Consider the following 25,923-nt stretch of genomic DNA (forward strand, 5'->3'; position numbering starts at 1 on the left):
GGCGCACTGTCCCGTCGAGCAGGAAAAAAGGGGTGGATGCAGTGGCAAGGGGGTTTTTGAGCGGTATCGCGGCGGGGGCCGTCGTCGCGGCAGTGGTCGCGGTGGGCCTGTCGTTTGTTGTTGCTCCACCGGAGCCGCCCAAACCGGATGCGGTGCCTTTGGGGGTGCCGGTCGGGTCCGAGTTCAACCAGTCGCGCAAGGATGAGCAGGCCGAGCTTCCCGCCGGAGAGCCCGGGCCGCAGATGTCCGGGGTTCCACAGGTCGAGGCCCCCGCGCGGGATGACCTTGCCTCGCTGGAGTCAAGCGACACGCGACCGACTGTGGCTCCGCAAACCGGGCAGCCGAGGGCCGGGCTGACGACCCCGGGAGAGTCTGGCGCATCGGGGCTTTCGATCGAAAGCGATACGCCGGTTGCCCAGGCCGGGGCGGGTGACGCGCCAGCGGCACCTGCGCAGGAGCCCGCGATGTCGATCTCGACCGATCCGGCCCAGCCCAGACCGCCCGAAGCCGCGACCGAGGAGACAGCCTTTGCATCGACCGAAGACCCCGAGGCGCCAGCCCCTTCGGTTCTGAGCGAGGCACCGGTCGAACCCGCGCTGCCCGATTCCACGGGCGAGATCACAACAGACCTTCAAGGCGTTGAAACGAAGCCGGAAAAGCCGAGCGCGATGGCGGCACCCGCAGCCGGGAACATGCCCCAATCGGAAGAATCCGAAGAGTTGGTGATCAGGGTTGATCCTGCACCTGCGCGCCCGCGTGAGAGTATCACCACCGCGGAGCCAGAGCCGAGACCCGATGAAGAGCCTCCATCCACCGCCGAGCCGGAGGCCGAAGAAGATCGCGATGACAGGGTCGAGACCACGCCCGGGGCGCCCGGGTCCGAACGCGAGGAGGCGGAGACGCAAGACAGCGTCGCGCGCCCCGATACATCGGAACCCGGCGAACAGGGTGCCGCCCCTGCCGTCACGATCGGGAAACCGGCCACGCGGCTGACCGAACAGGGCGACCGTGTCACCACCGGAAACCGCCCGATGATCGGCACGGCGGCACTACCGCCAACATCGCCCGAGACGCGCCAGCCGGAAATCGCCGCGCCGACATCCGAGCCGCCGTTTGTCAGATATAGCGAACCCTTTGAAGCCCCTGAGAACAAGCCGAAAATGGCAATCGTTCTCATTGACGATCCGAGCGCCAGCGTCGGCATAGAAGCCCTGTCGACCTTTCCCTACACGCTGAGTTTCGCGGTCGATACGAGCCGTCCGGGGGCGGCGGACCGGATGGCGATCTACCGGGCGGCCGGGTTCGAGGTTCTGGCTCTGGTCGACCTGCCCGAGGGGGCCGGGGCAGGGGACGTGGAAGTGGCGATGCAGGTCCTGCTTGACCGGGTGCCGGAGGCGGTGGGCGTCATGGAAGCCCCCGGGGACGGCATCCAGTCGAGCCGGGAAATCGTCACGCAGGTCACCGAAATCGTCGGGAATTCCGGTCACGGCCTGTTGCTTTATCCCAAGGGGCTCGACACCGGGCGAAAACTGGCCAGCAAGGCGGGCGTTCCGGCGGCGTCAATCTTTCGGGATTTCGACGCCAAGGATGAAAAACCAAGCGTTATCAGGCGATTCCTGAACTATGCCGCACTCAAGGCCGGGGGCGAAGGGGATGGTGTCGTGATGGTCGGGCGGCTTCGGCCCGACACGGTGACGGCGCTTCTCCTCTGGGGGCTGGAGGACCGCGCGCGGGACGTCGCCTTGACCCCGGTCAGCGCGATCATGCAGGCGGCGGATTAGCAAGATGCATGATCAGATCCCGCGCATCGCCTCGGCCGCGATCTCGAACGAACGGAGGCGGGCGGCGGGGTCGTGGATCTGGCCCGAGAGGATCACCTCGTCGGGCTTGTGGTGGTCGATCAGCGCTTGCAGTTTCTCATGCACCTGTTCGGGCGTGCCGATAGCGGCAATGCGCAACGCGGCCTCCGCATTATCGACGGCCTGGGGGCTGCCGATGATTTCGCTCCGGGGGGCGGGCAGGGGGCCGGGGCGCCCGCTGCGCAGGTTGAGGAAAGCCTGAAGCTGGGAAGAGCGCAAAAGCCGGGCCTCGGCCTCGGTTTCGGCGGCAAAGACGTTGATCGCCATCATGAAGCGGGGTTCATCGGTGATACCGGGCCGGAACGTCCGGCGATAGGTTTCCGACGCCGCTTCGAGCGCATCAGGGGCGAAATGCGAGGCGAAGGCATAGGGCAGGCCAAGATGCGCGGCCAGTTGCGCGCCATAAAGCGACGAGCCCAGGATCCAGATCGGCACCTGCGTGCCTTCACCCGGGATCGCGCGCACCGGCTGGCCCGGTTGCGAGGGGTTCAGAAAGCCCATCAGCTCGATCACCTCGTCGGGGAAATTATCCTCCATCCGGCCACGGCGCAGCGCATGGGCGGTGCGCCCGTCGGTGCCCGGCGCGCGCCCGAGGCCAAGGTCGATCCGGTCGCTGTAAAGCGTGGCCAGCGTGCCGAACTGTTCGGCCACGACAAGTGGCGCGTGGTTGGGCAACATGATTCCGCCCGAACCCACGCGGATGCGTGTCGTGCGTCCCGCGACATGGCCGATCAGCACGGCAGTCGAGGACGAGGCAATGCCGGGCATGTTGTGATGTTCGGCCAGCCAGAAGCGGCTGTAACCGAGGCTCTCGGCGTGAACCGCGAGATCGCCGGTATTGCGCAGCGCATCCGCCGCGGTGCCGCCTTCGGGGATCGGCGAGAGGTCGAGAACGTTGTAAGGGATCATGCGGGGCCTCCTTTTCGCGGCGATGGTGACGCGGAACCGGGGCGAGGGAAAGAGGAACGCGGCGTTGCGTGACTGCTCAGGATTGGTGCGAGGGGCCAGCCCCTCGCGCTCCCCGAGGTATTTTCAGTCAGATGAAGGGGCTGGACGGGCGGTGCAGCCACACGTGCGCGCGCTATTGACCGCGGGTCAAAACCCTTTCATATGCAAGCCATGACAGAGCTTTCCCATATCCGCAATTTCTCGATCGTGGCGCATATTGACCACGGCAAATCGACGCTGGCCGACCGGTTGATCCAGCTCACCGGCACGGTCGCCGAACGCGACATGAAGGAGCAGCTTCTTGACGCGATGGATATCGAGCGCGAGCGTGGCATCACCATCAAGGCCAACACCGTTCGCATCGAATACCCCGCGAAAGATGGCCACACCTACGTCCTGAACCTCATCGACACGCCCGGCCACGTGGATTTCGCCTACGAGGTGAGCCGCTCGATGCGCGCGGTCGAGGGATCGCTGCTGGTGGTCGACGCCACGCAGGGCGTCGAGGCGCAGACGCTGGCCAATGTCTATACCGCCATCGAGGCGGATCACGAGATTGTCCCCGTGCTGAACAAGGTCGACCTGCCCGCGGCCGACCCCGCGCGCGTGGCCGAACAAATCGAGGACGTGATCGGCATCGACGCCTCCGACGCCTGCCTGATCTCGGCCAAGACCGGCGTCGGCATCCCCGACGTGCTCGAGGCCATCGTCACGCGCCTGCCCCCGCCCCACGGCGGTGACCCGGACGCGCCCCTGAAGGCCATGCTGGTCGATTCCAAGTATGACCAGTATCTCGGGGTGATCTGCATCGTGCGCATCATCGATGGCACCCTGAAAAAGGGCGACCGCATTCGCATGATGAAAACGGGGGGCACCTACGACGTGGACGACGTGGGCGTCTACCGCCCCGCAATGACCCATGTCAGGGCGCTCGGACCGGGCGAGATCGGTTACCTCAACGCCTCGATCAAGCAGGTCCGCGACACCCGCGTCGGGGACACGATCACACATGAGAAACGCCCCTGCGCCCAACCGCTGCCAGGCTTCAAACCCTCGGTGCCGGTGGTTTTCTGCGGCCTTTTCCCGGTCGATGCCAACGATTTCGAGGATCTGCGCGACGCGATCGAGAAACTGGCGCTCAACGACGCCTCCTTCACCTACGAGATGGAGACCTCTGCCGCCCTCGGGTTCGGTTTCCGCTGCGGTTTTCTCGGGCTTCTGCACCTCGAGGTCGTGCGCGACCGGCTGGAACGCGAATACAACATCGAACTGATCACCACCGCGCCCTCGGTCATCTATCACGTCTACCGCCGGGACGGCACGCGGCAGGATCTGCACAACCCCGCCGACATGCCCGACATGAGCCTCGTCGAGCGCATCGAGGAGCCGCGCATCAAGGCGACCATCCTGGTGCCCGATGAGTATCTCGGTGACGTGCTCAAGCTCTGCCAGGAACGCCGCGGCATCCAACTCGACCTGACCTATGTCGGCGGGCGCGCCATGACGGTCTATGACCTGCCGCTCAACGAGGTCGTCTTCGATTTCTACGACCGGCTGAAATCGGTGACCAAGGGCTATGCCAGCTTTGACTACGAGATGATCGGCTACCGCGAGGACAACCTCGTGAAAATGTCGATCCTGGTCAACGACGAACCGGTGGACGCGCTGGCCATGATGGTCCACCGCGACCGGGCCGAGATGCGTGGCCGGGCGATGTGCGAAAAGCTCAAGGAGCTGATCCCGCGCCACATGTTCAAGATCCCGATCCAGGCCGCCATCGGTGCCAAGGTCATCGCGCGCGAGACGCTCTCGGCCATGCGCAAGGACGTGACCGCCAAATGCTATGGCGGAGACGCGACGCGGAAGAAGAAATTGCTTGAAAAACAAAAAGCTGGTAAAAAGAAGATGCGCCAGTTCGGGAAAGTGGAGATCCCGCAGGAGGCATTCATTTCGGCCCTGAAGATGGACGGGTGAGCCGGAACACGTATAGCAAGCGCGCGTTGCCTCCCTGGCGTGAGCCGAAAGGAGGTCACCATGAAATATGGTTGGAAAGCAGTTCTTGGTATTATCTGGGTGTTTTGCCTGACCGGCGCCGCCCTGATCGTCTTTTTCGTTTCGGGGTGGTATTCGCCATGGGCTTTTGCCACCGCCGGCGCGCTCGGGCTTGTGCTCGGCATCCCGGCGGGGATTTGGAACGCCCGCAAGCTGCGGCGCGAGGACCCGAACTGGAAAGACGGCCGTTACGTCAAGGCGCCGGAAGGGCTTTCATGACGGTTTGACCGGCGCGAAATGCGTTGACCAATGTGGCTGTGGGCTTTTCCCGCAAACCAGCCAAATCACATCGAAATTTCCGCCCATCCACAGGAAATCCCCAAGCAATTCCAGTGGTTTATCCCCAAGAAATTTCATTCAGCCATCATTTTTCTGTTGCCCGACTCACCCTCTCGGGCGCAGCCTGTATTTAACGCAAGGGGTCGCAAGACCCGGAGCGGGACGCGGAGGTCTTCCGGGGCTGGAGCGGGCGAGGGATAGGTTACACCGAACCGTAGCCCGTGTTGAGAGCCAAGGGACGCTGGCCGAAAGAAAGGCCCTTCGGGGTCAGTCCGAAGGCGGCGAACAAAGCCATCGCGTTGGCCGGTTGGGGCAGGGGGAAACCCCGTGGTCCGGATCGGTTGGGGGGACGGGGTGCAAACCCTGATCCCGCTTGCAGAAGTTCGCAAGAGCCGAAGCATCCGAACAGGGCTCCGCAAGGGGCGATTGTTCAGGGGAAGGCGTCAGATCATGCAAGGACCGCGTCTGAGCATCTGGCGCCTTCTTCTTTTTCGCCCGCAACGTGACCCTGCATCCCCGTCCCGGGTTTGCCCCGGGATCTCTGCGCGTAGCCCGGGAGGCCCCGGATCGGGGTCCGGGGTGGGTGCGAAATGAAACGGGGCCAGCCGCCTTTCGGCAACCGGCCCCGCGCATCAGTCATGCAAACCGCGTCTATTCGCATCTGTGCCCGCTCTCTAGCGGAGCCGATGCCGCGCCGCAACAAGATGTTGCGTCTGTCGCGAAAATTTCACGCGGGCGGGCCGCGGCGGATCACCTCCATCTGCTTCTCGGCCCAGGGCGCGGCGCGCTCGATCTGGCCGCAGAGCGACATGAGCCTTGCATCCGCCCCGAAGGGTGCCGCGAAATGCACCCCCACGGGCAGATCACCCGCCCAGTGCAGGGGCAGAGAAACAGCAGGCTGGCCCGAGGCATTGAAGATCGCGGTGAAGGGCGAATAGGCAAAAACGCTGTGCGCGCCGTTGCGGTAATCGGCCCAGTCGTCATTGTCGGGCTTGAGATATCCGACATTGCAGGGCGGTTCGCGCAGGGTGGGCGAAAGGATGATGTCGCAATCGTCGAACGCATGCGCCATGCGGCGGCCAAAGGCGTGGATCTGGCCCACGGCGTCAAGGTAATCCGTGCCGCTCACGGTCTTTGCATAGGCGATGGCGCCACGGGTCACGCCCTCGACCATCGCCGGATCGAGCGGCCGGTCGCCGAGGATTTTCAATGCCCGCCCCGCCGTGCCGCAGGCCACGATCCTGGTCCAGGCCCACATCATGGCGGGCACGTCGAGCGCATCTTCAGGCGCCCAAGGCTCGACCACATGACCGAGATCTTCAAGGAGTCGCGCTGCGTTCTCGACACCCGCCACGCAGTCGGGATGCACCGCGTCACCGGTAAAGGTGGTGGTGACCATGCGGACGCGCAACCGGCCCGGATCATGCCCCATGGCGGCGGCAAAGCCCTCCTCCATCGGTGGGGCGGCATAGGGTGCGCCGGATTCGGGGCCGGCGACAGCGTCGAGCAGCGCGGCGGTATCGCGCAGCGAGCGCGTGAGAACCCCGTCGATCGCCATACCACCCCAGCCCTCGCCCGTGCCCGGGCCCATCGGCAGGCGCGCGCGGGTGGGCTTGAAGCCCACGAGCCCGCTCGACGCGGCAGGAATGCGCACCGATCCGCCCCCGTCCGAGCCATGCGCGGCGGGCACGATCCCCGCGGCCACGGCGGCCCCCGATCCGCCCGAACTTCCGCCCGAGGTATGGCCGAGGTTCCACGGGTTGCGGGTCGGCGCACCATAGACCTGCGATTCGGTCACCGGGCCGACACCGAACTCGGGCGAGGTGGTGCGACCGAACGTATTGAGCCCGGTGGCACGGAACCGGGTGAAGAGCGTCGAATCATACCCCCAGCGCATGCCTTCGCAGAGTTTCGAGCCGTTATTGGTCGGGAAATCCACCGCCTCGCAGCCCAGATCCTTGATCAGGAAAGGCACCCCGCGAAACGGACCCTCGGGCAGGCCCTCGCGGATCTTCGCGCGCGCCACGTCCTCTTGCATGTGCACGACGGCGTTGAGATGCGGGTTCCACGCCGCCGCCTGCTCCAGCGCGGCATCGAGCAACTCATCCGGCGTGACCTCGCCCCCGGCCACGAGCGCGGCAAGGCCGGTGGCGTCGTTCTCGGTATAGATGGACATCGGGTTTCCTCCCTCGGCTTTCCCCCGGGGAAGGTTAGGCATGGCGCGGCCATGGTAAAGCGCGACGCGGCGGCAGTTCGCACAGAACGCACGCAGCACCATGCCGATACTCGATCAACGGATGATCCAGGGGCGGGGCGTTTACCTTGTCCTGAGCGGGGTAACCTGCCGATCTTCGGCGTTGAAATTGGCAGGGTCGAGCCAGCGGGTGAACTCGGCCCGGATGGCGGGCCATTCGCTGTCGATGATGGAAAACCACGCGGTATCGCGGTTGCGCCCCTTGTAATGAGTGGCCTGCCGGAACGTGCCCTCATAGGTAAAGCCCAGCCGTTTCGCCGCCGCGATTGACGGCGCGTTGAGCGCGTCGCATTTCCATTCATAGCGGCGATAGCCGAGCTCGTCGAAGGCGCGCGCCATCATCAGGAACATAGCCTCGGTCGAAAGACGGCTGCGCTGCATCAGGTGCGAGAAATTGATGAAGCCCACCTCGATCACGCCCGCGCCCGGGTCTATGCGCAGGAAACTGGCAGTGCCGAGCGGGCGGTTATCGGCGTCGAGCACGGTGAAATGCAGCGGATCGTCGCTCTGCGCGGCCCCGACCACCCAATCGGTATAGTCTTCTTCGCGCTCATAGGGGCCATTGGGAAGATAGGTCCAGCCCCGCCCGTCCGGCGCCGAGGCATAGGCGGCATGGAGCGCGGGCGCATGTGCCGGGTCAAGCGGAACGAGCCTGCCGTAGCGGCCCGGCATTTCGCTGCGCGGCGGTCGTGGGCGCGGGAACGGGCCGGGCACCGGATCGCCGATCGGTTGGCCATGGTCGTTCTGTCGTGTCATCGGGGCATCCTTTGCGCAAGGTCAGGGCGGAACGGTGATGCCGTATCATGACCGCTTTCACAGCCCGGTGAAAGCCCATGCGAGACATGAAAACGCCCGCGCGGGTGGCGCAGGCGTTTTTCTGGAAAACCGTTTGGTGGGGAGGGGTTATCGACCCCAGCTGCGGACCGGGCCGCAATCCATATGCACGAAATTCGAACCCGAATACCGCCCGACACCACCCGCCCGACAGGACGCGGCGGCCCGTGCCATCTGGCTGACCGAGCGTGAGGCAAGGCGCAGATCGGCGGCCTGTCCCTTGAGATGAAGCGAGTTCTTGGCCACACCGCCCGAGCGTGAGCGCAGCATGGCATTGGTTTTCGGGCTGCGATAGCCCGACAGAAGCATATAAGGCTCGTGCACCTCGAGAAGGTTGTGCGACGCGGCCATGATGTCGATTGTGCGCAGGTCGATGTGCTTGACATCGTTGGTGCGCCAGTCGCGCATGAACCAGGTCAGTTCCTTCACCGCATCCTTGATATAGTCGCCCTCGATCCAGTAGATCATGTCGATCTTTTCACCGGTTCGCGGTGAATACATCTTGAGCCGTCTTATGTCTCCGCCACCACGAAGAAATCCCGCGGCCTTCGGATAGGTTGGTGCTGCCGCGATTGCGGATGCTGCAAACAATCCAAGAAGTCCTCGTCTTGAAATGCCCAGCGAGCTTTGATCATTCATGTAAAAAGCGCCGTCCCGTCGCTTACCTGTGACTTAACGCGATGTTACGCGTATCCTGCCATTTCATCCCCAGATGCAGATTTTTTATGGCATAAATCGAATCGCCGACCAAGCCCGTTGTGCACCTCAAACCTTTCCATCAAGTAATTTCGGCAGAATTTTGCTGAAATATCGGCGATTGTGGTGAAGATGCCGTAACCCGGAAAGCGGGAGATGTGGGATTGCATCAGTCCGCGCCGGACGCACAGGCTGGCATGTTTGTGAATGGACAGAGCGCAGCGGGCCGGGCAGAAAAGGAATATATCATGGGATAACAACAGATTCGGGGACATTCATGGCGATGCTTCGGTGGCAATGGCGGATCGGTGTTCATCTGGCGATCGGTCTGGCAATTCTTTTCGCATCCTTGGTGACGACGGGCGCAGCGCGCGCCGAGGTGACGGCCTTCAAACAGGCCGTGGCCGAGGCCGCGGCGCGCGACGACGCTCTGGCCGGGTTTTACCGCGGCAATGACTATCGACCGATCTGGACCGGCGCGTCGGCGCGCGATACCGAGCGGCGCAAGGCCCTGTTTGCCGCCATCGACGCGGCCGAACTTCATGGCCTGCCACGCGGACGCTATGACCCGCAAGGCCTGATGACGCAGCTTGCGAATGTCCGAAGCCCGCGCGACCGGGGTCTTGTCGAGGTCGAGATGTCGCGCCGGTTCCTGCGCCTCGCGCGCGATCTGGAGACCGGGATGCTCGTGCCCGCGCGTATCGACGAGGGGATCAAGCGCGAGGTTCCCCTGCGTGAGCGGGCCGCGTATCTCTCCGGCATCATGCAGGCGAACCCTGCCGAATTCTTTCGCGACCTGCCGCCCTCGAGCCATGAATATGCCCGCCTCATGAAGGAAAAGCTGCGGCTTGAAAGTATCGCCGCGCGCGGTGGCTGGGGCAGGACGGTGGCGGTCAAGTCGCTTGAGCCGGGCCAGTCGGGCGCCGAGGTCGTGGATTTGCGCGATCGTCTGACGGCAATGGGATATCTGCGCCGGTCGATGTCGCAAAGCTATGACGCGGAGATGCAGCAGGCAGTGCAGCGCTTCCAGAACGATCATGGGCTGACCCCCGACGGCGTGGCCGGGCCCGGCACCATCACCGAGATCAATCGCGGGGTCGAGGACCGGCTGAAATCGATCCTCGTGGCGATGGAGCGCGAACGCTGGGTCAACATCGACCATCGGAATCGGCATATCCTCGTCAACATCACCGATTTCACGGCGAGAATCTTTGACAATGGCAGCGTGACTTTCGAAACCCGCGCGGTAATCGGCTCGAGCAAGAGCGGCAAGCAGACACCAGAGTTTTCCGACGAGATGACATATCTCGAAATCAACCCCGACTGGACCGTGCCCCGCGGTATCCTGCGGCGTGATTACCTGCCACGGCTCAAGAACAATCCGAATGCCTTGCGACATCTGCAAGTGGTGGATTCGCGCGGGCGCGTCGTGCCGCGCGGGCAGGTGAATTTCGCCCGCTACACGGCGGGCAACTTTCCGTTCAACCTGCGTCAGCCGCCCAGCCGCAACAACGCCCTGGGGACGGTCAAGTTCATGTTCCCCAATCCTTATGCGATCTATCTGCATGACACGCCGGAAAAGCACCTTTTCGCGCGCGAGACCCGGGCCTATTCAAGCGGGTGCATCCGGCTCAACGATCCTTACGATTTCGCCTATGAACTGTTGTCCCGGCAAGAGGCCGACCCGGAGCCGTTTTTCCAGAAGATCCTGAAATCGGGTCGGCAGACCCGTGTTTCTCTTGAAACGCCGGTGCCGGTGCACCTGATCTATCGCACCGCCTTTACCAAGGCCAAGGGCAACACCCAGTATCGTCGCGACATCTATGGACGTGATGCCGCGATATGGTCGGCGCTGGCCAAGGCGGGGGTGACACTGCGCCCGGTTCAGGGGTAAGTCTGGCCCCGCAGCAAACGGGGAACGGCAAATGGGACAGACGATCAGCGAGATTGCCGAGGCGCTCGGAGCCAAGGCGTTCGGCGATGTTTCGATCGAGATCACTGGCGTGGCCGAGCCCGCCGATGCGGGGCCTGCGGATCTGGCTTTGGCGACGCGCCGCAAATATGCCGAAAGCCTGTCCGCCGGGCGGGCCCGCGCCGCGATGCTGTGGGAGGGGGCCGACTGGCAGGCCCTCGGGCTCGAGGCGGCGATCATTCCCGCCAGACCCCGCTTTGCCATGGCTGGCCTGACCGCCGCGCTGGACAAGGGGCCGGGCTATACGCCGGGTATTCATCCCAGCGCAATCATCGGCGACGGGGCCGATATCGGCGCGGATGTCGCCATCGGCCCGTTCAGCGTGATCGGGGCAGGGGCGCGGATCGGGGCGGGCTCGACGCTTGGCCCGCAGGTCTATGTCGGTCCAGAGAGCGAGATCGGCGAGAACGCCCTCTTGCATGTCGGGGTCAAGATCGGGCCGCGTGTGCGGATCGGGGCGCGCCTGATCGCCCATCCGGGCGCGACCATCGGGATGGACGGGTTCTCCTTTGTCACCCCCGAGGTCAACAGCGTGGAACAGGCCCGTGAAAGTCTTGGCTCCAAGGTCGAAGACGAGGGGCAATCATGGGCGCGAATTCACAGTCTTGGCGCGGTGGAAATCGGCGATGATGTCGAGCTTGGCTGCAACACCTGCATTGATGCGGGCACGATCCGCGCCACCCGGATCGGCAACGGCACCAAGATCGACAACCTCGGTCATATCGGGCACAATGTGGTGATCGGTCACGATTGCCTTTTTGCCGGCATGGTGGGTGTCGCCGGGTCGAGCGTGATCGGAAATAATGTCGTTCTCGGCGGGCAGGTTGGCGTGACCGACAACACCATCGTGGGCGATCGGGTGGTCGCGGGGGGCGCCTCGGTGATCCTCAGCAAGGTGCCCGCCGGGCGCGTTGTGCTGGGTTATCCCGCGGTTCGGATGGACCAGCATGTCGATATCTACAAGGCTCTGCGCCGCCTGCCGCGCATGATGGATGAATTCGCCGCGATGAAGGCGCGCCTTGCAGAGCTGGACCCGGGCGAGTGATCACGGGGCAGGGGAGTGTTACGCAATTGTCGCAAATCCCCTGTTCCGGTTCAGGCCCAAAGGCATTAAATGAACCTCAGGAATGACAGAAGAGGTCGTGAGTGATGAGCGTGAAGGACAAGGTGATCGCGATCATTGCCGAACAGGCGGTGCTTGAGCCCTCGGATGTGACGATGGAGAGCACGCTTGAGGATCTGGGCATCGACAGCCTGGGTCTTGTGGAATCGATTTTCGCCATCGAAGAGTCATTCGACATCTCCGTGCCGTTCAACGCCAACGCCCCGAAGGAGAGCGATTTCGACATTTCCTCGGTCGCGTCGATCGTGGCGGGAATCGAGCGGCTGATCGCCGAACAGAAGACCTGATCGGGACATGAAACGCGTCGTCATCACCGGGGCCGGGACGATCAACGCCCTTGGCCATGACGTTGCCGAGACCCTGGAGTCGATGCGCGAGGGGCGTTGCGGCATCGGCCCGATCGACATTCGCGATGTTGACCGGCTGGCCATCAAGATCGGCGGGCAGGTCAAGGGCTTCGAGGCCGAAGGCATCTTCAACCGCCAGCAGATGTCGCTTTATGATCGGTTCACGCAATTCACCCTCGTCGCCGCGCGCGAAGCGATCGCCCAGGCGGGGCTTGAGTTTCACGGCGAGTTGGCGGCCCGCTCCGGCGTGGTGCTGGGCAATTCCGGTGGCGGCATGACCACGCTCGACGACAATTACCGCACCGTCTACGAAGAGGGCAAGAACCGGGTGCATCCCTTTGTCGTGCCCAAGTTGATGAACAACGCCGCCGCCAGCCATGTCAGCATGGAATTCAACCTCAAGGGGCCGAGCTTTACCGTGGCCTCGGCCTGCGCCTCGTCCAACCACGCCATGGCACAGGCGTTCCAGATGGTGCGCCATGGCATGGCGCCGGTGATGGTGACGGGTGGCTCGGAATCGATGCTCTGCTTTGGCGGGGTCAAGGCGTGGGAGGGGCTGCGCGTGATGTCCCGGGACGCCTGCCGCCCGTTCTCGGCCAATCGCAACGGCATGGTTCAGGGCGAGGGCGCGGGCGTGTTCGTGTTCGAGGACTACGAGCATGCCAAGAAACGCGGGGCCGAGGTCATGGCCGAGGTCGCGGGATTCGCCATGTCATCGGATGCGGCTGATATCGTGATGCCGTCGAAACAGGGCGCGGCGCGGGCCATCGCCGGGGCGCTTCAGGATGCGGGGCTGAACGCGTCGGACGTGTGCTATATCAATGCGCATGGCACGGGCACCGCCGCCAATGACAAGACCGAATGCGCCGCCGTGGCCGATGTGTTCGGCGCCCATGCCGATCACCTGATGATCTCGTCCACCAAGTCGATGCATGGCCACCTGATCGGCGGCACCGGCGCGGTCGAGCTTCTGGCCTGTATCATGGCGCTGCGCGACGGGGTGATCGCCCCCACCATCGGCTACGAGGAACCCGACCCGGAATGCGCGCTTGACGTGGTGCCCAACGTGGCGCGCGAGGCGCGGGTCGATGCGGCGCTCTCGAATGCCTTTGCCTTTGGCGGGCTCAACGCGGTTCTGGCACTGAAAAAGGTCTGATGTCACATCATGAAAAAGGCCGCCCCTTGACGGGCGGCCTTCGCATCGGTCGGGTTGACCGGGGTATCAGTTCTCGATGACCGTGGAGGCGTCGAAAGCCGCCGAAAACCCCAGAAGCGACATTTCCAGATCCACCGTCTGATCCGGTGCGGGCGCGGGCACCAATGTCACGGTCGCCTTGGCGCCGCGTTTGAACGCCGCGATGTCGTCGGCGGTAAAGCCGATCCGCGCATAACAGCCCACCGGCGAGCAGAAGGAAAACGGATAGCGTTTGCCCTTGCCCCCGTCGACCGCAATGGTGAGCTGCGCCGTCAGAAGGGTTTCAAGCGGAACCGTCACGGTCGCACCCGCGACTGCCTGACCCCCCGATGGCAGACGGAAAATCGCCACCTCGGCCACATCGGTGCCCACCTCATCCTTGAGGAGTTGATAAAGCTGGCACGGCTCTTCGCCTTCATCGACCGGGAAACATTGCAGTTTCCAATCGCCATGCTCGGCCTTCACATAAGGCTCGGCCGGAAGCGGGCCATCCTCTTCACCCATCGAAAGCCCCTCGGCCAGGGGCGTGGTGCCTTCGGCCTCGGCGGCCGGTTCGTCATTTGTCGGTTCCGTGGTCGTGTCCTGCGCATGCAGCGCGGGCGCCAGCGCCAAAACTGCTGCAAGGGAGAGGCTGGAGAGAAGCTTGTGCATATCTGTTTTCCGTCTTGTCTTGCTGTGTGTTTGTTGCCGCAGGCTCTAGCATGATGTGGCCCGCATGTCAGCGCAAAACAGCGTTCTTTGAAACGCGGAGTGGCGGGTTCTTGCCGTGGATGGGACAGCCGGGGGCTACTCGTCCCGGGCGGATCATCTGGCCCGAAACATTGCCGCACAATGAAAAAGAGGCCAAGCGGCCTCTTTCTCGTCTTTGCTCCCCGTCGGACTGGCCGACTTAGTCATTACCGGAACGCTATGACGTTCAAGCCGTTGCGTCAACAGGTAAAACCGGGAAAATTTCCCTTGAAAAAAGCCGCGCCCGAAGGCGCGGCCAGTCTGACAGGGAGGAAGTAAACCCAAGGGTCACAAGAGGACACGAGACCCCGGGACCAATTCAGTCTGGCACCGAATGATTAAGATTGTATGTTCAACCGGTGCATCGGGTGCGGAAGAAGGAAAAGTGACGTGGAGGACGCAATTTTCATCGGTGGAGGCGGCGCAGGCTATGCCGAAAAGCAGGGCCTTCTTCTGGGCTATGCCAACCGTCACGGGCTGGTTGCGGGCGCGACCGGCACCGGCAAGACCGTCACGCTTCAGATCATGGCCGAGGGGTTCTCGGCGCAGGGTGTGCCGGTCTTCGTGGCCGATGTCAAAGGCGATCTGGCCGGGATCGCCAAACCCGGCAGCGCGACGTTCAAACACCACGGCGCCTTTACAGACCGCGCGCGCACGATCGGATTTGACGACTACACCTACGAAGGCTTCCCCGTCACCTTCTGGGATCTCTTCGCACGGCAGGGGCATCCGATCCGCACCACCGTCGCCGAGATGGGGCCGCTTCTGCTGTCGCGGCTGCTCGGCCTGAGCGAGGCACAGGAAGGGGTGCTCAACATCGCCTTCCGGCTGGCCGACGACGAGGGCCTGCCGATCCTCGATTTCAAGGATCTGCAGGCGCTTCTGGTCTGGGTCGCCGAAAACCGCGCAACGCTTTCGACCCGTTACGGAACCATCGCCACCCAGTCGATCGGCGCGATCCAGCGCCGTCTTCTGGTGCTCGAAAACCAGGGCGGGGCGCGGTTCTTTGGCGAACCCGCGCTCGATCTGTCCGACATGCTGCAAACCGATCCGCAGGGGCGCGGGCGCATCAACATCCTTGCCGCCGACGAACTGATGCGCTCGCCCCGGCTCTATGCGACCTTCCTGCTGTGGCTCCTCTCCGAGCTGTTCGAGGAACTCCCCGAGGTGGGCAACCCCGAGAAACCCAGGCTCGTCTTCTTTTTCGACGAGGCGCATCTGCTGTTTGACGACGCGCCCAAGGTTCTGATCGACAAGGTCGAACAGGTGGCCCGCCTGATCCGGTCAAAGGGGGTGGGCGTCTACTTCGTCACCCAGAACCCGGCGGATGTGCCCGACACGGTGCTGGGTCAGCTTGGCAACCGGGTCCAGCATGCGCTGCGCGCCTTTACCGCGCGCGACCGCAAGGCCCTGCGCCTTGCCGCGCAGACCTATCGCGATAACCCGGCGCTCGACATCGAACAGGCGATCCGCGAGGTCGGCGTCGGCGAGGCTGTGACCTCGATGCTCGAAAAAAAGGGCGTGCCCGGCATGGCGCAGCGCACGCTCATCCGCCCGCCCTCGTCGCAGCTCGGACCGATCGAACCGGGCGAGCGGGCAGCCCTGATCGCCGCCTCGCCACTGGCCGGGAAATACGAGACCGAACAGGACCGCCAGTCCGCACATGAAATCCTGGCCGAACGCGCCGCCGCCGCGGCCCGCGCGGCCGAAGAGGCAGAGGCGAAAGAAGCGGAAGCCGAGGAAAGCGACCGCGAATTCCGGCAGGCCCGGCGCTATTCCGGTGCCCGTGTCGCTCGCTCGTCATCGCGGCGATCACGCGCGGATGACAGCATCGGCGAACAGCTCACCCGGACGGTGATGAAGGAACTGACCGGCACAACCGGGCGCCGCATCGTGCGCGGCATCCTCGGCGGGCTGTTCAAGGGGCGGTGACACGCCGGGGCCGGGCGAAGGGGGCGCGGTGCGCCCCACTCGGTCATTTCTCGGGTATCAGGCCGCGCGGGCTGAACCTCAGCACCAGAAGCAGGATGAGGCCCATGGTCAAAAGCCGCATATGCGCCGCCGATTCAAGCAGGTGAAGGCGCAGCGCGTTGTCCTCGGCCAGGCTATAGGTCATCACGCTCATCAACCAATGGCCGATCGGCTCGACCTGCACCCATAGGAACCAGATCAGGAACCCGCCCAGGACCGAGCCAAGGTTGTTGCCCGATCCGCCGACGATCACCATCACCCAGACCAGGAAGGTAAAGCGCAGCGGTTGGTAGGAACTCGGCGTCAACTGCCCGTCCAGCGTGGTCATCATCGCCCCCGCCATGCCGCAGATCGCGCTGCCCAGGATGAAGACCTGCAAATGCCGCGCGGTGACGTCCTTGCCCATCGCTTCGGCCGCGATCTCGTTATCGCGAATCGCGCGCATCATCCGGCCCCATGGGGAATGCAGCGCGCGCTGTGCCAGCCAGAGGACAATCACCAGAACGACCAGGAAAAGGAATGCATAGCCGAGCTTGACATAAAGCGACGATGCGATCACCGGATCAATGCCCAGCCCCTCGGCCCGCGCAACGAAACCGGGATCTTGTTGCAGGTCGATCTCATTGGGCACCGGGCGGGGCAGGCCGGCCACGTTCTTGACCCCGCGCGACAGCCAGTCCTCGTTCTTGAGAACCGCGATGACGATCTCGGCGATCCCCAGCGTGGCAATGGCAAGGTAGTCCGAGCGCAGGCCCAGCGCGGTCTTGCCGATGAACCACGCCGCCCCGGCCGCCAGCAACCCGCCCACCGGCCAGGCCAGCAGCACCGGAAGGCCCAGCCCCCCGAGATAGCCGGTGCCCGCCGGGTTGACCGCCTCGATGGCTTCGACACCCGCGTCGAAAACAAAGCGATAGACGAAAAAGCCCACCCCGAGCGTGGCAATCATGGCCAGCGTGCGCGCCCGTCCCGGCGCCATCTTCTGATAGATCACGACCCCACCCGCGATGGTCGCGCCGCCAAGGACCAGACCGATGAGCACCTGCGCGCCCCCCGCGGCCCATGCGTCGCCCACCGGTGGCATCGACACCAGGACCACGGCCAGACCGCCCAGCGCGACAAACCCCATGACCCCGACATTGAACAGCCCCGCAAAGCCCCATTGCAGGTTGACCCCGAGCGCCATGATCGCGCTGATCAGCCCCATGTTGATGATGAACAGGGCCGAGTTCCAGCTTTGCATGAAGCCGGTGAGAATGATGAGCCCCGCAACGGCCGCGAACAGAAGCGTGTTTTTCATTGTCTCGCTCATACCGATTTCCCCCTGAAGATACCGGTGGGCCGGAACAGCAGCACGATCACCAGGATCATGAAGCTGACCGCGAATTTGTAATCCGTCGAAAGCAACTGGACGAGCCCGGATGGCGCAAGGTCATCCGGTAACGCATAGGTCAGCACGCGCTTCCACGCATAGGTGATCGTCACCTCGGAAAACGCGATGATGAACCCGCCCGCGATGGCGCCGAGCGGACTGCCCAGGCCACCGACGATGGCGCTGGCAAAGATCGGCAGCAGAAGCTGGAAATAGGTGAACGGCTTGAAACTCTTGTCCAGCCCGTAAAGCACCCCGGCAATGGTGATGAGCCCGGCCACGATCATCCAAGTATACATCACCACCCGCTCGGGATTGATGCCCGAGAGAAGCGCAAGGTCCTCGTTGTCGGAATAGGCCCGCATCGACTTGCCCGTGCGGGTGCGCCCGAGGAACCAGAACAGCGCCGCGACGACGATCACCGCGGTGATCACGGTGAGTCCCTGCGTGGTGCGGATGGCAAGCCCTTCGCTCATACCGGTCAGCGCCTTGAAATCTCGCACCGAGATGATGAAGCGTTCGCCATCGGTAAAGCGGTGGTCATCCGGCCCGAGGACAAAACGCACAAGGCCATTGTAAACGAACATGACCCCCAGGGATGCCATGACGAATATGATCGGCTTGGCCTTTTGCCGCCGGTAGAACCGATAGACCAACCTGTCCGTGACGAGCAGGAACACGATGGTCGCGGCAATGGCAAAAGGCAGGGCGAGCAGGGCGGTGGGCAGTGGCCCGGCGCTGATCCCCATCGACTGGAACAACCAGGTCAGCAGGATCGCGACCATGGTGCCCATGGCCATCGAATCGCCATGGGCGAAATTCGAGAACCGCAGGATTCCATAGATCATCGTCACCCCCAGCGCCCCAAGCGCCAGCTGGCTGCCATAGGTTATGGCCGGAACCAGAACGAAATTGGCCAGCACGATCAATGCGTTCAGGATGTCCATCGGCTTCCTTCCCTTGTCTGCCCGCTTTGCGGCATGGCCGTGCGGGTCTTGGGTTTGTTGTTGCGCGCGCGCCGCGCGCCTTCTCGTTGTCGAACGGGCATCGGGATGTGCATCAGAATGCCCCCTCGCAGCGCCCGAGATACGAGATGACCTGCGGCCCGTCATTGGCATGGCTGGTCATGCGTGCGCCCCGTGGCGTGAGCGACAGCATGTATTCCGACCCCTCGCCGGTGGCGAACATCGTGGTCAGGCGCCCGGTTTCCTTGACCGCGACGATCACCAGATCGCCGAACTCGGTCATGATCGCCTGGTCGGCAATATCCACCTCGACACGGAAATCGGCTGAAATGCAGCTCTCATCCTCGAAGCATTCGGTCTCGAAGACGCAAGGATAGCCCTGCGCCTGCGTGGCGATGAATGCGACAGATATGACCGTCATGTATCTCATCCGCCGAGGAAACTCGCCCGGACTTCGGGATCGGCCAGTAATTCCTTGCCGGTTCCGGTATGCCCGTTGCGCCCCTGCACCAGAACGAAACCGCGATCCGCGATCCCGAGCGCCTGGCGCGCGTTCTGCTCGACCATCAGCACCGGCAACCCGGTGCGGGCGACCTCGATGATCCGGTCAAACAGCTCGTCCATCACGATCGGGCTGACCCCGGCGGTCGGCTCGTCCAGCATCAGGACCTTGGGCCGGGTCATCAGCGACCGGCCCACGGCAACCTGTTGACGCTGTCCCCCCGATAATTCGCCCGCCGCCTGGTTGCGCTTTTCCTTGAGGATGGGAAACAGGTCATAGACCTGCGCCATGGTGTCGGAAATATCGTCGCGCCGGATGAACGCCCCCATTTCAAGGTTTTCCTCGACCGTGAGCGAGGTGAAGATATTGTTGGTCTGGGGCACGAACCCCATGCCCTTTGCCACCCGGTCCTGTGGTGAAAGCGCCGAGATATCCTCGCCATCGAGCAGAACCCGCCCCTCGCGCAGGTCGAGCATCCCGAAAACCGCCTTCATCGCGGTGGACTTCCCGGCCCCGTTGGGCCCCACGATCACCGCGATCTCGCCGGGGTTCACCGCGATGGTGCATTCATGCAGGATATCGGGCGCGTTCTTGGCGTAACCGCCGGTCATCTTTTCGCCGATCAGAAACGGGTTCTCGCCTTCGACCCGGGACGTCTTGCCGCTGTCGCGCAACGGGATTTCACCCACGCCATGCGGATTGGTGATGCTGCGATCCTTGTTGCCGCGGTCGCTGCGATAGGGGTTGCTGCCATTGCTCATGCTTCGACCCCCGCCTTTGCCTTGTTCTTCAATCCGGTGCCGAGATAGGCCTCGATCACCTGTTCATTGGCCTTGATCTCGGCCAGCGACCCCTGGGCCAGAACCTTGCCCTCGGCCATGCAGATCACCGGATCACAGAGCTTGTCGATGAAATCCATGTCATGCTCGATCACCACGAACGTATAATTGCGTTCCTTGTTCAACCGGATGATCGCATCGCCGATGGTGTTGAGCAGTGTCCGGTTCACCCCGGCGCCAACCTCGTCGAGAAAGACGATCTTCGCACCGACCATCATCGTCCGGCCAAGTTCGAGCAGTTTCTTCTGCCCACCCGACACCTCGTCCGCGCGTTGGTCGGCCAGGTGCTCGATGGTGAGAAATTCCAGCACCTCGTCGGCCTTGGCGCGCAGCGCGCGTTCTTCCTCGGCGATGCGCCTGCGCCCGAACCACGTATTCCAGAGCCGCTCCCCCGACTGGTCGCCCGGCACCATCATGAGGTTCTCGCGACAGGTCATTGACCTGAACTCATGCGCAATCTGGAAGGTTCTGAGCAGCCCCTTGTGGAAAAGCGTATGCGGCGGCAGGCCGGTAATGTCTTCGCCTGACATGGTCACGCGCCCGGACGTTGGTTCAAGAACGCCCGCGATCACGTTGAAAAGAGTGGTTTTTCCTGCGCCGTTCGGACCGATCAGCCCGGTAATTGACCCTTCGACAATTTCGAGCGTCGCCCCATCCACGGCATGGAACCCGCCGAAATGCTTGTGCACGTCGTCAACGGTTATCATGTATGACCTCTCCCCGGAGGTGTCCGGCGTTTGCCGCCGGTTTATCGTGGCATACGGCCCCGCCAAGGCAGGGCCGCATGCTGTTGGTTATCGCGGCGCGTTCAGCGGAACTGAACCGTCGTGTTCTCACCGTCCTTGATCAGGACCTGGCGGTAGAGACCCGCGGCCTCGCCGGGTTCGATCAGCTCGACACCGGTGCCGCCGACATAGTCGACATCGCCGCCATCGGCGAGAATCTCCAGCGCCTTGGCAAGCTCACCGGCCTGGATCGGCTCGCCCGGGGCGTTGGCCACGTCCATGATGTGATCCTTGTAGACGTTCGGATCGGAGGTTCCTGCCGCCTGCATGGCCAGCAGGATCAGCGCCGCTGCGTCATAGCTTTCCGGCGTGAACGGCGTGGTCGGCTCCCAGTCGCCGCCGGATGCAGCCGCGACTTCCTTGAACCGCTCGACCAGTTCGGCTGTGGGGCTGGGGTGTTGCCCGGTCGATCCGTTGATCTCGGAACCGAAATTCTCGACCAGCGCATCCGACATCATGCCGTCGGGGAAGTGGAACGTGTCGAACGCACCCGTGTCGAGCGCCGCGCGCACGATCCCGGCACCGCCCTGGTCGACATAACCCGCAACCACCAGGCGCTGACCGCCAGCCGAGGCAAGCGCACCGACTTCGGCCGAATAGTCGGCCTTGCCGTCTTCATGCGCCGCGGTCATCGTCACCGCGCCGCCGATCTCTTCGAACGCGGCCTGGAAACTGTCGGCGAGACCCTTGCCGTAGTCGTTGTTGGTATAGGTCACGGCGACTTCGTCGATGCCTTCCTCCATCAGGATTTCGGCCATCACGACACCCTGGCGCGCATCCGAAGGCGCGGTGCGGAAGAACAGCCCGTTATCCTCGTTGTTGCGGTGGCTCAGCGCCGGCGAGGTGGCCGAAGGCGAGATCATCACGACCCCGTTGGGCAGCGCCACGTTGTTGAGCACCGCGCCGGTTACGCCCGAGCAGTCGCCACCGACGATGCCCTTGACCCCGTCCGAGGTGATCAGGCGTTCGGCAGCGGCCGTCGCGGCCGCGGAATCGATACAGGTGGTGTCGCCGTTCACGCCGACCACGGTCGAGCCGTCCAGCAGAAGCCCGCTGTCGCTGACTTCCTTGATCGCCAGATGGGCCGCAGGGCCCATATGCGCGACGGTCGATTCAATCGGACCGGTAAAGCCCAGAAGCACGCCGATCTTGATCTCTTCGGCATTCGCCACACCAGCAAGCAGCGCCGTCGCTGCGGTTGTAGCAATCAGTTTCTTCATGATTTTCTCCCATGTTGGAACGATAAGTCCGATGCGAACCCTATTCCGGGTGAACTCAAAAGAAAAGCTTTAACCCGACTTGAGGCAGGGCAATTCCCGGTCGATTGTTTCGCTCACGTGAACGTTGGCAGACGCCAGCGACGAGCGTGCTAGGATCGCCCCGGCAAAGGAGGTTCTCATGCGTTTTCTGTTTGCCGTTCTTGGCGTCATGTCCCTGCTGGCAGGCGCGATTCCCGCGGGGGCCGAACCACGCCGCATCGACACGCCGCTCGGGCCTGCGCTGATCGAATCCGTGGCCGAAGGATTCCGCGTGCCCTGGTCTCTCGGGTTTCTGCCCGACGGGCACATGCTCGTCACCGAACGGGCCGGGCGGTTGTGGCGGCTCGCCCCCGATGGCAGCCGTCGCCAGGTCACCGGCCTGCCAGACGTTGCCGCGCGCGGGCAGGGCGGTCTGCTCGACATCGCCGTCGCCCGCGATTTTGCCCGAAGCGGCACGGTGTTCCTGAGTTTCGCCAAACGCCAGCGCGGCGGGCAGGGCACGGCGCTCGCCGTGGCGCGGCTTGACGGAACCCGGCTGCGCGATCTGCGGGTGATCTTTGAAATGACGCCCGGATCATCCGGCGGGCGGCATTTCGGCGGCCGGATCGTCGAGGCGCCGGATGGCACGGTGTTTCTCACCATCGGCGACCGGGGCGATCGGCCGTCGGCACAGGATCTCGCGCGCCATAATGGCAGCGTGATCCGCGTCACGCGCGATGGGCGCATTCCATCCAACAACCCCTTCGTGGGGCAGGCGGGCGCGCGGCCCGAAATCTGGTCCTATGGCCACCGCAACCCGCAGGGCGCGGCGCTCGCTCCCGACGGGCGGCTCTGGGTCAACGAACATGGCGCGCGCGGCGGCGACGAGGTGAACCTGATTCGACGTGGCGCCAATTACGGCTGGCCGGTCATTTCCTATGGCCGCCACTATTCCGGTGCCAAGATCGGCGAGGGCACGGCCAAGCCGGGCATGGAACAACCCGCCTTCTACTGGGACCCGTCGATCGCCCCCCTCGGGCATGGTGGTCCATTCCGGCAAGGGCTGGCCCCCCGCGCGCGGGCATCACTTCATCGGGTCACTCAAATTCGATCACATCGCGGTTTTGACCCCCGGGGCCAAGCGCCAGACCGGGCAGATCAAGGGCCGCGAAACCGGGCGCGTGCGCGACCTGCGCGAGGGGCCTGACGGCGCGCTCTGGATCGTCTCCGAAGGTAATGGCACGATCTACCGGCTGCGACCACGCTAGTTTCGTGTCGCGTCTGATAGGAAACACCCGCACCCGTCAGATCGACAGCCGCGTCGCGTGGCTGCCCCGCTCGCGATAGGGCGTGGTATCGTAATGCGCGCGATAGCATTTCGAGAAATGGCTGGGCGAGGCAAAGCCACAGGCCAGCGCCACGTTGATCACGCTCATATCGGTCTGCATCAACAGGTTGCGCGCCTTTTGCAGCCGCAGTTCCATGTAATAACGCTTGGGCGAGCGGTTGAGGTAACGGCGGAACAGGCGTTCCAATTGCCGCGTGCTCATGCCCACCTCCCGGGCGAGGATCGACGGGCTGATCGGCTCTTCGATATTCTGTTCCATCTTCTGGATGACCTGGCTCAGTTTCGGGTGCCTGACCCCGATCCGCGTCGGCACCGAAAGCCGTTGCGTGTCCTGATCGGTGCGGATCGAGGAATAGATCAACTGGTCAGCCACCGCATTGGCCAGTTCCTCGCCATGATCGTCGGCAATGATCTTGAGCATGAGGTCGATGGACGAGGTGCCCCCGGCGGTGGTCATCCGGTTGCCATCGACCACGAAAACCGACTTGGTCAGATTCACCTCGTCGAATTCCTCGGTAAAGCTGTCCTGGTTCTCCCAGTGGATCGTCGCGCGCTTGCCGTCCAGAAGCCCGGCCTTGGCCAGCGAATAGCCCGCGGTGCAAAGCCCGCCGATCACCGGCCCCTTGCGGGCCTCGCGTCGGAGCCATGACAGGAGCTTCTTGGTCGTCGCCGACTGGATGCGCATCCCGCCACAGATCAGGATCGTGTCGTCGCGGGTGACTTCGGTGAGATCCATGTCGAGCGCAAAGCTGGTCCCGGCCGAGCATGACACCATCTCACCGCCTTCACCGGCCAGCCTCCATTCGTAAAGCTGCCGCCCCGACATCCGGTTGGCGATCCGGATCGCCTCGATCGCCGAGGCGAAGGACAAAAGCGTGAACTGGTCCAGCAGCACGAAAATAAAGCGCCGCGGTTTTGAAGGTGCGTTCTCGACCTTTATCGTCTGGCGTGGGTCGTCCATCAACGTGTCTCTTTCATTGTCTCCACCCTGCGCGCGGGGCCACATTCGGGAAACGGCAAATCCTGTCGCTCATGTTCACATGGGCAGACAGGGGACGCCGCGTCAAGAGGGGGCGATTCGGATATGGTCAGCGCCTGTCGGGTTCTGTATATGGGGGGTCCAGAATGCAAGACACCCGGAGAGAGACAATGAGTGACTGGACAAAATCCGGCTGGCGCAGCAAGCCGCGCATCCAGATGCCGGATTACACGGATCAAGCCGAGTTGCAGGCCGTCGAAGCCCAGCTCGGCCAGTATCCGCCACTCGTCTTCGCCGGCGAGGCGCGGCGCCTCACGGAACAGCTCGGTGCCGCCTCGCGCGGCGAGGCGTTCATGCTTCAGGGCGGCGATTGCGCCGAAAGCTTCGAACAGTTTTCGGCCGATGCGATCCGCGACACGTTCAAGGTCATGCTGCAAATGGCCATGGTGCTGACCTATGGCGCCAAGGTGCCGGTGATCAAGGTCGGGCGCATGGCCGGGCAATTCGCCAAACCGCGCAGCGCCCCCACCGAGGTGATCGAGGGCGTCGAACTCCCGAGCTATCGCGGCGATATCATCAACGAGCTTGATTTCACGCCCGAGGCGCGCATTCCCGATCCCGCGAAGATGTTGCAGGCCTATACCCAATCGGCCGCGACGCTCAACCTCCTGCGCGCCTTCTCGACCGGCGGCTATGCCGATGTCCACCAGGTTCATAGCTGGACGCTGGGCTTCACCGAGGCCGAGAATGCCGCGCGCTATCGCGAGATGGCCAACCGCATCTCCGACACGCTCGATTTCATGAAGGCGGCGGGCGTCGACTCGAACCGCTCCGCGGCGCTGCACACGGTCAACTTCTACACCAGTCACGAGTCGCTTCTGCTGGAATACGAAGAGGCGCTGACCCGGGTGGATTCGACCTCCGGCAACTGGCTGGCCGGGTCGGGTCACATGCTCTGGATCGGTGATCGCACCCGCCAGCCCGATGGCGCGCATGTCGAGTTTCTGAGCGGTGTGCTCAACCCCATCGGCCTCAAATGCGGCCCCACGATGGAGGTGGACGACCTCAAGCACCTGATGGCCAAGCTCAACCCCGCGAACGAGGCCGGGCGCCTCACCCTGATCACGCGCTTTGGCGCGGGCAAGGTGGGCGAACACCTGCCGCGCCTGATCAAGGCGGTCGAGGAAGAGGGCGCCAATGTCACCTGGGTTTGCGATCCGATGCATGGCAACACGATCAAATCGGCCAGCGGCCTGAAAACCCGGCCCTTCGATCTGGTGCTGCGCGAAGTGCGCGAATTCTTCGCCGCTCACAAGGCCGAAGGCACGGTGCCGGGCGGCGTGCATTTCGAGATGACCGGGCAGGACGTGACCGAATGCACCGGCGGGGTGCGCGCGGTGACCGACGACACGCTCGCCGACCGCTACCACACCGCCTGCGATCCGCGGCTCAACGCGTCGCAATCGCTCGAACTGGCCTTTCTCGTCGCCGAGGAACTCACCGCATTGCGCGAAGCCGGGCAAACCACGGCCCGGGTCGGATGACAGGATGCACGGCCCGGGGCGCGCTGCCCCGGGTCGCCCGCCGCATTTTCGAGTCCGTTGAAACCCGAAACGACCCGGCTTTCCCGGTCCGGACG

General features: G+C 63.8%; 23 protein-coding genes and 1 pseudogene. 10 read left to right on the plus strand and 14 right to left on the minus strand.

Translation table 11 applies throughout. The features are described from left to right. The first annotated feature begins 41 nt into the window (after positions 1-41). Positions 42-1,781, plus strand: coding sequence for a divergent polysaccharide deacetylase family protein (locus tag FLO80_RS01535; RefSeq protein WP_146610992.1), 1,740 nt, complete (start codon positions 42-44; stop codon positions 1,779-1,781). A 12-nt stretch (positions 1,782-1,793) separates the two neighbouring features. Here the strand turns inward: FLO80_RS01535 and FLO80_RS01540 are convergent, their stop codons facing one another. Further along, entirely contained in the window at positions 1,794-2,768 is a 975-nt protein-coding gene (locus FLO80_RS01540; RefSeq protein ID WP_111362091.1) for an LLM class flavin-dependent oxidoreductase, read from the minus strand. Positions 2,769-2,978: 210 nt separating this feature from the next. On the opposite strand from FLO80_RS01540, the gene lepA reads away from it, so the two are divergent. Next, positions 2,979-4,781 carry a translation elongation factor 4 gene (gene lepA, locus FLO80_RS01545; protein ID WP_188078185.1) on the plus strand — a complete coding sequence of 601 codons (1,803 nt, stop codon included), beginning with the start codon at positions 2,979-2,981 and terminating at the stop codon, positions 4,779-4,781. A 60-nt stretch (positions 4,782-4,841) separates the two neighbouring features. Then, the gene (locus FLO80_RS01550; protein ID WP_111362089.1) at positions 4,842-5,078 is read left to right on the plus strand and encodes a hypothetical protein; all 237 of its coding nucleotides are present in this window, start codon (positions 4,842-4,844) and stop codon (positions 5,076-5,078) included. On the opposite strand, the gene FLO80_RS22805 is transcribed toward FLO80_RS01550, so the two are convergent. The 5 genes from FLO80_RS22805 to FLO80_RS01570 form a co-directional block, all read right to left on the minus strand. Next, a complete protein-coding gene (locus FLO80_RS22805) occupies positions 5,073-5,216 on the minus strand; it encodes a hypothetical protein (protein WP_188078186.1) in 144 nt (47 codons plus the stop codon). The genes FLO80_RS01550 and FLO80_RS22805 overlap by 6 nt on opposite strands. 649 nt (positions 5,217-5,865) lie before the next feature. Continuing rightward, the gene (locus tag FLO80_RS01555; RefSeq protein ID WP_111362088.1) at positions 5,866-7,314 is read right to left on the minus strand and encodes an amidase; all 1,449 of its coding nucleotides are present in this window, start codon (positions 7,312-7,314) and stop codon (positions 5,866-5,868) included. A 141-nt stretch (positions 7,315-7,455) separates the two neighbouring features. After that, positions 7,456-8,148 carry a GNAT family N-acetyltransferase gene (locus FLO80_RS01560; RefSeq protein WP_111362087.1) on the minus strand — a complete coding sequence of 231 codons (693 nt, stop codon included), beginning with the start codon at positions 8,146-8,148 and terminating at the stop codon, positions 7,456-7,458. 147 nt (positions 8,149-8,295) lie between these two features. Then, a complete protein-coding gene (gene mepK / locus FLO80_RS01565) occupies positions 8,296-8,865 on the minus strand; it encodes a peptidoglycan L,D-endopeptidase MepK (RefSeq protein ID WP_111362086.1) in 570 nt (189 codons plus the stop codon). A gap of 44 nt (positions 8,866-8,909) precedes the next feature. After that, positions 8,910-9,197, minus strand: a complete 288-nt coding sequence (locus FLO80_RS01570; RefSeq protein ID WP_146610991.1) for a hypothetical protein — start codon at positions 9,195-9,197, stop codon at positions 8,910-8,912. A gap of 2 nt (positions 9,198-9,199) precedes the next feature. Between FLO80_RS01570 and FLO80_RS01575 the strand changes: the two genes are divergently transcribed. From FLO80_RS01575 to FLO80_RS01590, 4 genes are all read left to right on the plus strand, one after another. Beyond that, on the plus strand, positions 9,200-10,816 hold the full coding sequence (locus tag FLO80_RS01575; protein ID WP_342781692.1) for a L,D-transpeptidase family protein: 1,617 nt from the start codon (positions 9,200-9,202) through the stop codon (positions 10,814-10,816). Positions 10,817-10,847: 31 nt separating this feature from the next. Beyond that, a complete protein-coding gene (gene lpxD, locus FLO80_RS01580) occupies positions 10,848-11,939 on the plus strand; it encodes a UDP-3-O-(3-hydroxymyristoyl)glucosamine N-acyltransferase (RefSeq protein ID WP_111362085.1) in 1,092 nt (363 codons plus the stop codon). A gap of 104 nt (positions 11,940-12,043) precedes the next feature. Then, complete coding sequence (locus FLO80_RS01585) at positions 12,044-12,304, plus strand: acyl carrier protein (RefSeq protein ID WP_111362084.1); 261 nt, start codon at positions 12,044-12,046, stop codon at positions 12,302-12,304. 7 nt (positions 12,305-12,311) lie between these two features. Continuing rightward, the gene (locus FLO80_RS01590) at positions 12,312-13,520 is read left to right on the plus strand and encodes a beta-ketoacyl-[acyl-carrier-protein] synthase family protein (RefSeq protein ID WP_111362083.1); all 1,209 of its coding nucleotides are present in this window, start codon (positions 12,312-12,314) and stop codon (positions 13,518-13,520) included. Between the two features lie 66 nt (positions 13,521-13,586). Here the strand turns inward: FLO80_RS01590 and FLO80_RS01595 are convergent, their stop codons facing one another. After that, entirely contained in the window at positions 13,587-14,210 is a 624-nt protein-coding gene (locus FLO80_RS01595; RefSeq protein ID WP_111362082.1) for an invasion associated locus B family protein, read from the minus strand. 468 nt (positions 14,211-14,678) lie between these two features. On the opposite strand from FLO80_RS01595, the gene FLO80_RS01600 reads away from it, so the two are divergent. Continuing rightward, positions 14,679-16,220 (plus strand): helicase HerA-like domain-containing protein, encoded by a 1,542-nt coding sequence (locus FLO80_RS01600; RefSeq protein WP_111362081.1) that lies wholly within the window; start codon positions 14,679-14,681, stop codon positions 16,218-16,220. A 43-nt stretch (positions 16,221-16,263) separates the two neighbouring features. Here FLO80_RS01600 and FLO80_RS01605 read toward each other — a convergent pair whose 3' ends face one another. From FLO80_RS01605 to FLO80_RS01630, 6 genes are all read right to left on the minus strand, one after another. Beyond that, positions 16,264-17,568, minus strand: coding sequence for a branched-chain amino acid ABC transporter permease (locus tag FLO80_RS01605; RefSeq protein WP_111362080.1), 1,305 nt, complete (start codon positions 17,566-17,568; stop codon positions 16,264-16,266). After that, a complete protein-coding gene (locus tag FLO80_RS01610; protein WP_111362079.1) occupies positions 17,565-18,575 on the minus strand; it encodes a branched-chain amino acid ABC transporter permease in 1,011 nt (336 codons plus the stop codon). Before FLO80_RS01610 ends, FLO80_RS01605 begins: the two co-directional genes overlap by 4 nt. Before the next feature lie 112 nt (positions 18,576-18,687). After that, a complete protein-coding gene (locus tag FLO80_RS01615) occupies positions 18,688-19,014 on the minus strand; it encodes a hypothetical protein (protein ID WP_111362078.1) in 327 nt (108 codons plus the stop codon). Positions 19,015-19,019: 5 nt separating this feature from the next. Next, positions 19,020-19,856 carry an ABC transporter ATP-binding protein gene (locus tag FLO80_RS01620; RefSeq protein ID WP_111362077.1) on the minus strand — a complete coding sequence of 279 codons (837 nt, stop codon included), beginning with the start codon at positions 19,854-19,856 and terminating at the stop codon, positions 19,020-19,022. Next, positions 19,853-20,641 carry an ABC transporter ATP-binding protein gene (locus FLO80_RS01625; protein WP_111362076.1) on the minus strand — a complete coding sequence of 263 codons (789 nt, stop codon included), beginning with the start codon at positions 20,639-20,641 and terminating at the stop codon, positions 19,853-19,855. Before FLO80_RS01625 ends, FLO80_RS01620 begins: the two co-directional genes overlap by 4 nt. A gap of 101 nt (positions 20,642-20,742) precedes the next feature. Further along, complete coding sequence (locus FLO80_RS01630) at positions 20,743-21,939, minus strand: ABC transporter substrate-binding protein (protein ID WP_111362075.1); 1,197 nt, start codon at positions 21,937-21,939, stop codon at positions 20,743-20,745. Positions 21,940-22,147: 208 nt separating this feature from the next. On the opposite strand from FLO80_RS01630, the pseudogene FLO80_RS01635 reads away from it, so the two are divergent. Next, positions 22,148-23,225, plus strand: a pseudogene (locus FLO80_RS01635) (PQQ-dependent sugar dehydrogenase). Positions 23,226-23,261: 36 nt separating this feature from the next. Here the strand turns inward: FLO80_RS01635 and FLO80_RS01640 are convergent. Then, positions 23,262-24,266 carry a GlxA family transcriptional regulator gene (locus tag FLO80_RS01640; RefSeq protein ID WP_188078187.1) on the minus strand — a complete coding sequence of 335 codons (1,005 nt, stop codon included), beginning with the start codon at positions 24,264-24,266 and terminating at the stop codon, positions 23,262-23,264. A 188-nt stretch (positions 24,267-24,454) separates the two neighbouring features. Here FLO80_RS01640 and FLO80_RS01645 point away from each other — a divergent pair, with 188 nt between their 5' ends. Then, positions 24,455-25,828 carry a class II 3-deoxy-7-phosphoheptulonate synthase gene (locus FLO80_RS01645; protein WP_111362073.1) on the plus strand — a complete coding sequence of 458 codons (1,374 nt, stop codon included), beginning with the start codon at positions 24,455-24,457 and terminating at the stop codon, positions 25,826-25,828. Positions 25,829-25,923: the final 95 nt, after the last annotated feature.

The sequence above is a fragment of the Aquicoccus porphyridii genome (assembly GCF_008369105.1).
GTDB lineage: Bacteria > Pseudomonadota > Alphaproteobacteria > Rhodobacterales > Rhodobacteraceae > Aquicoccus > Aquicoccus porphyridii.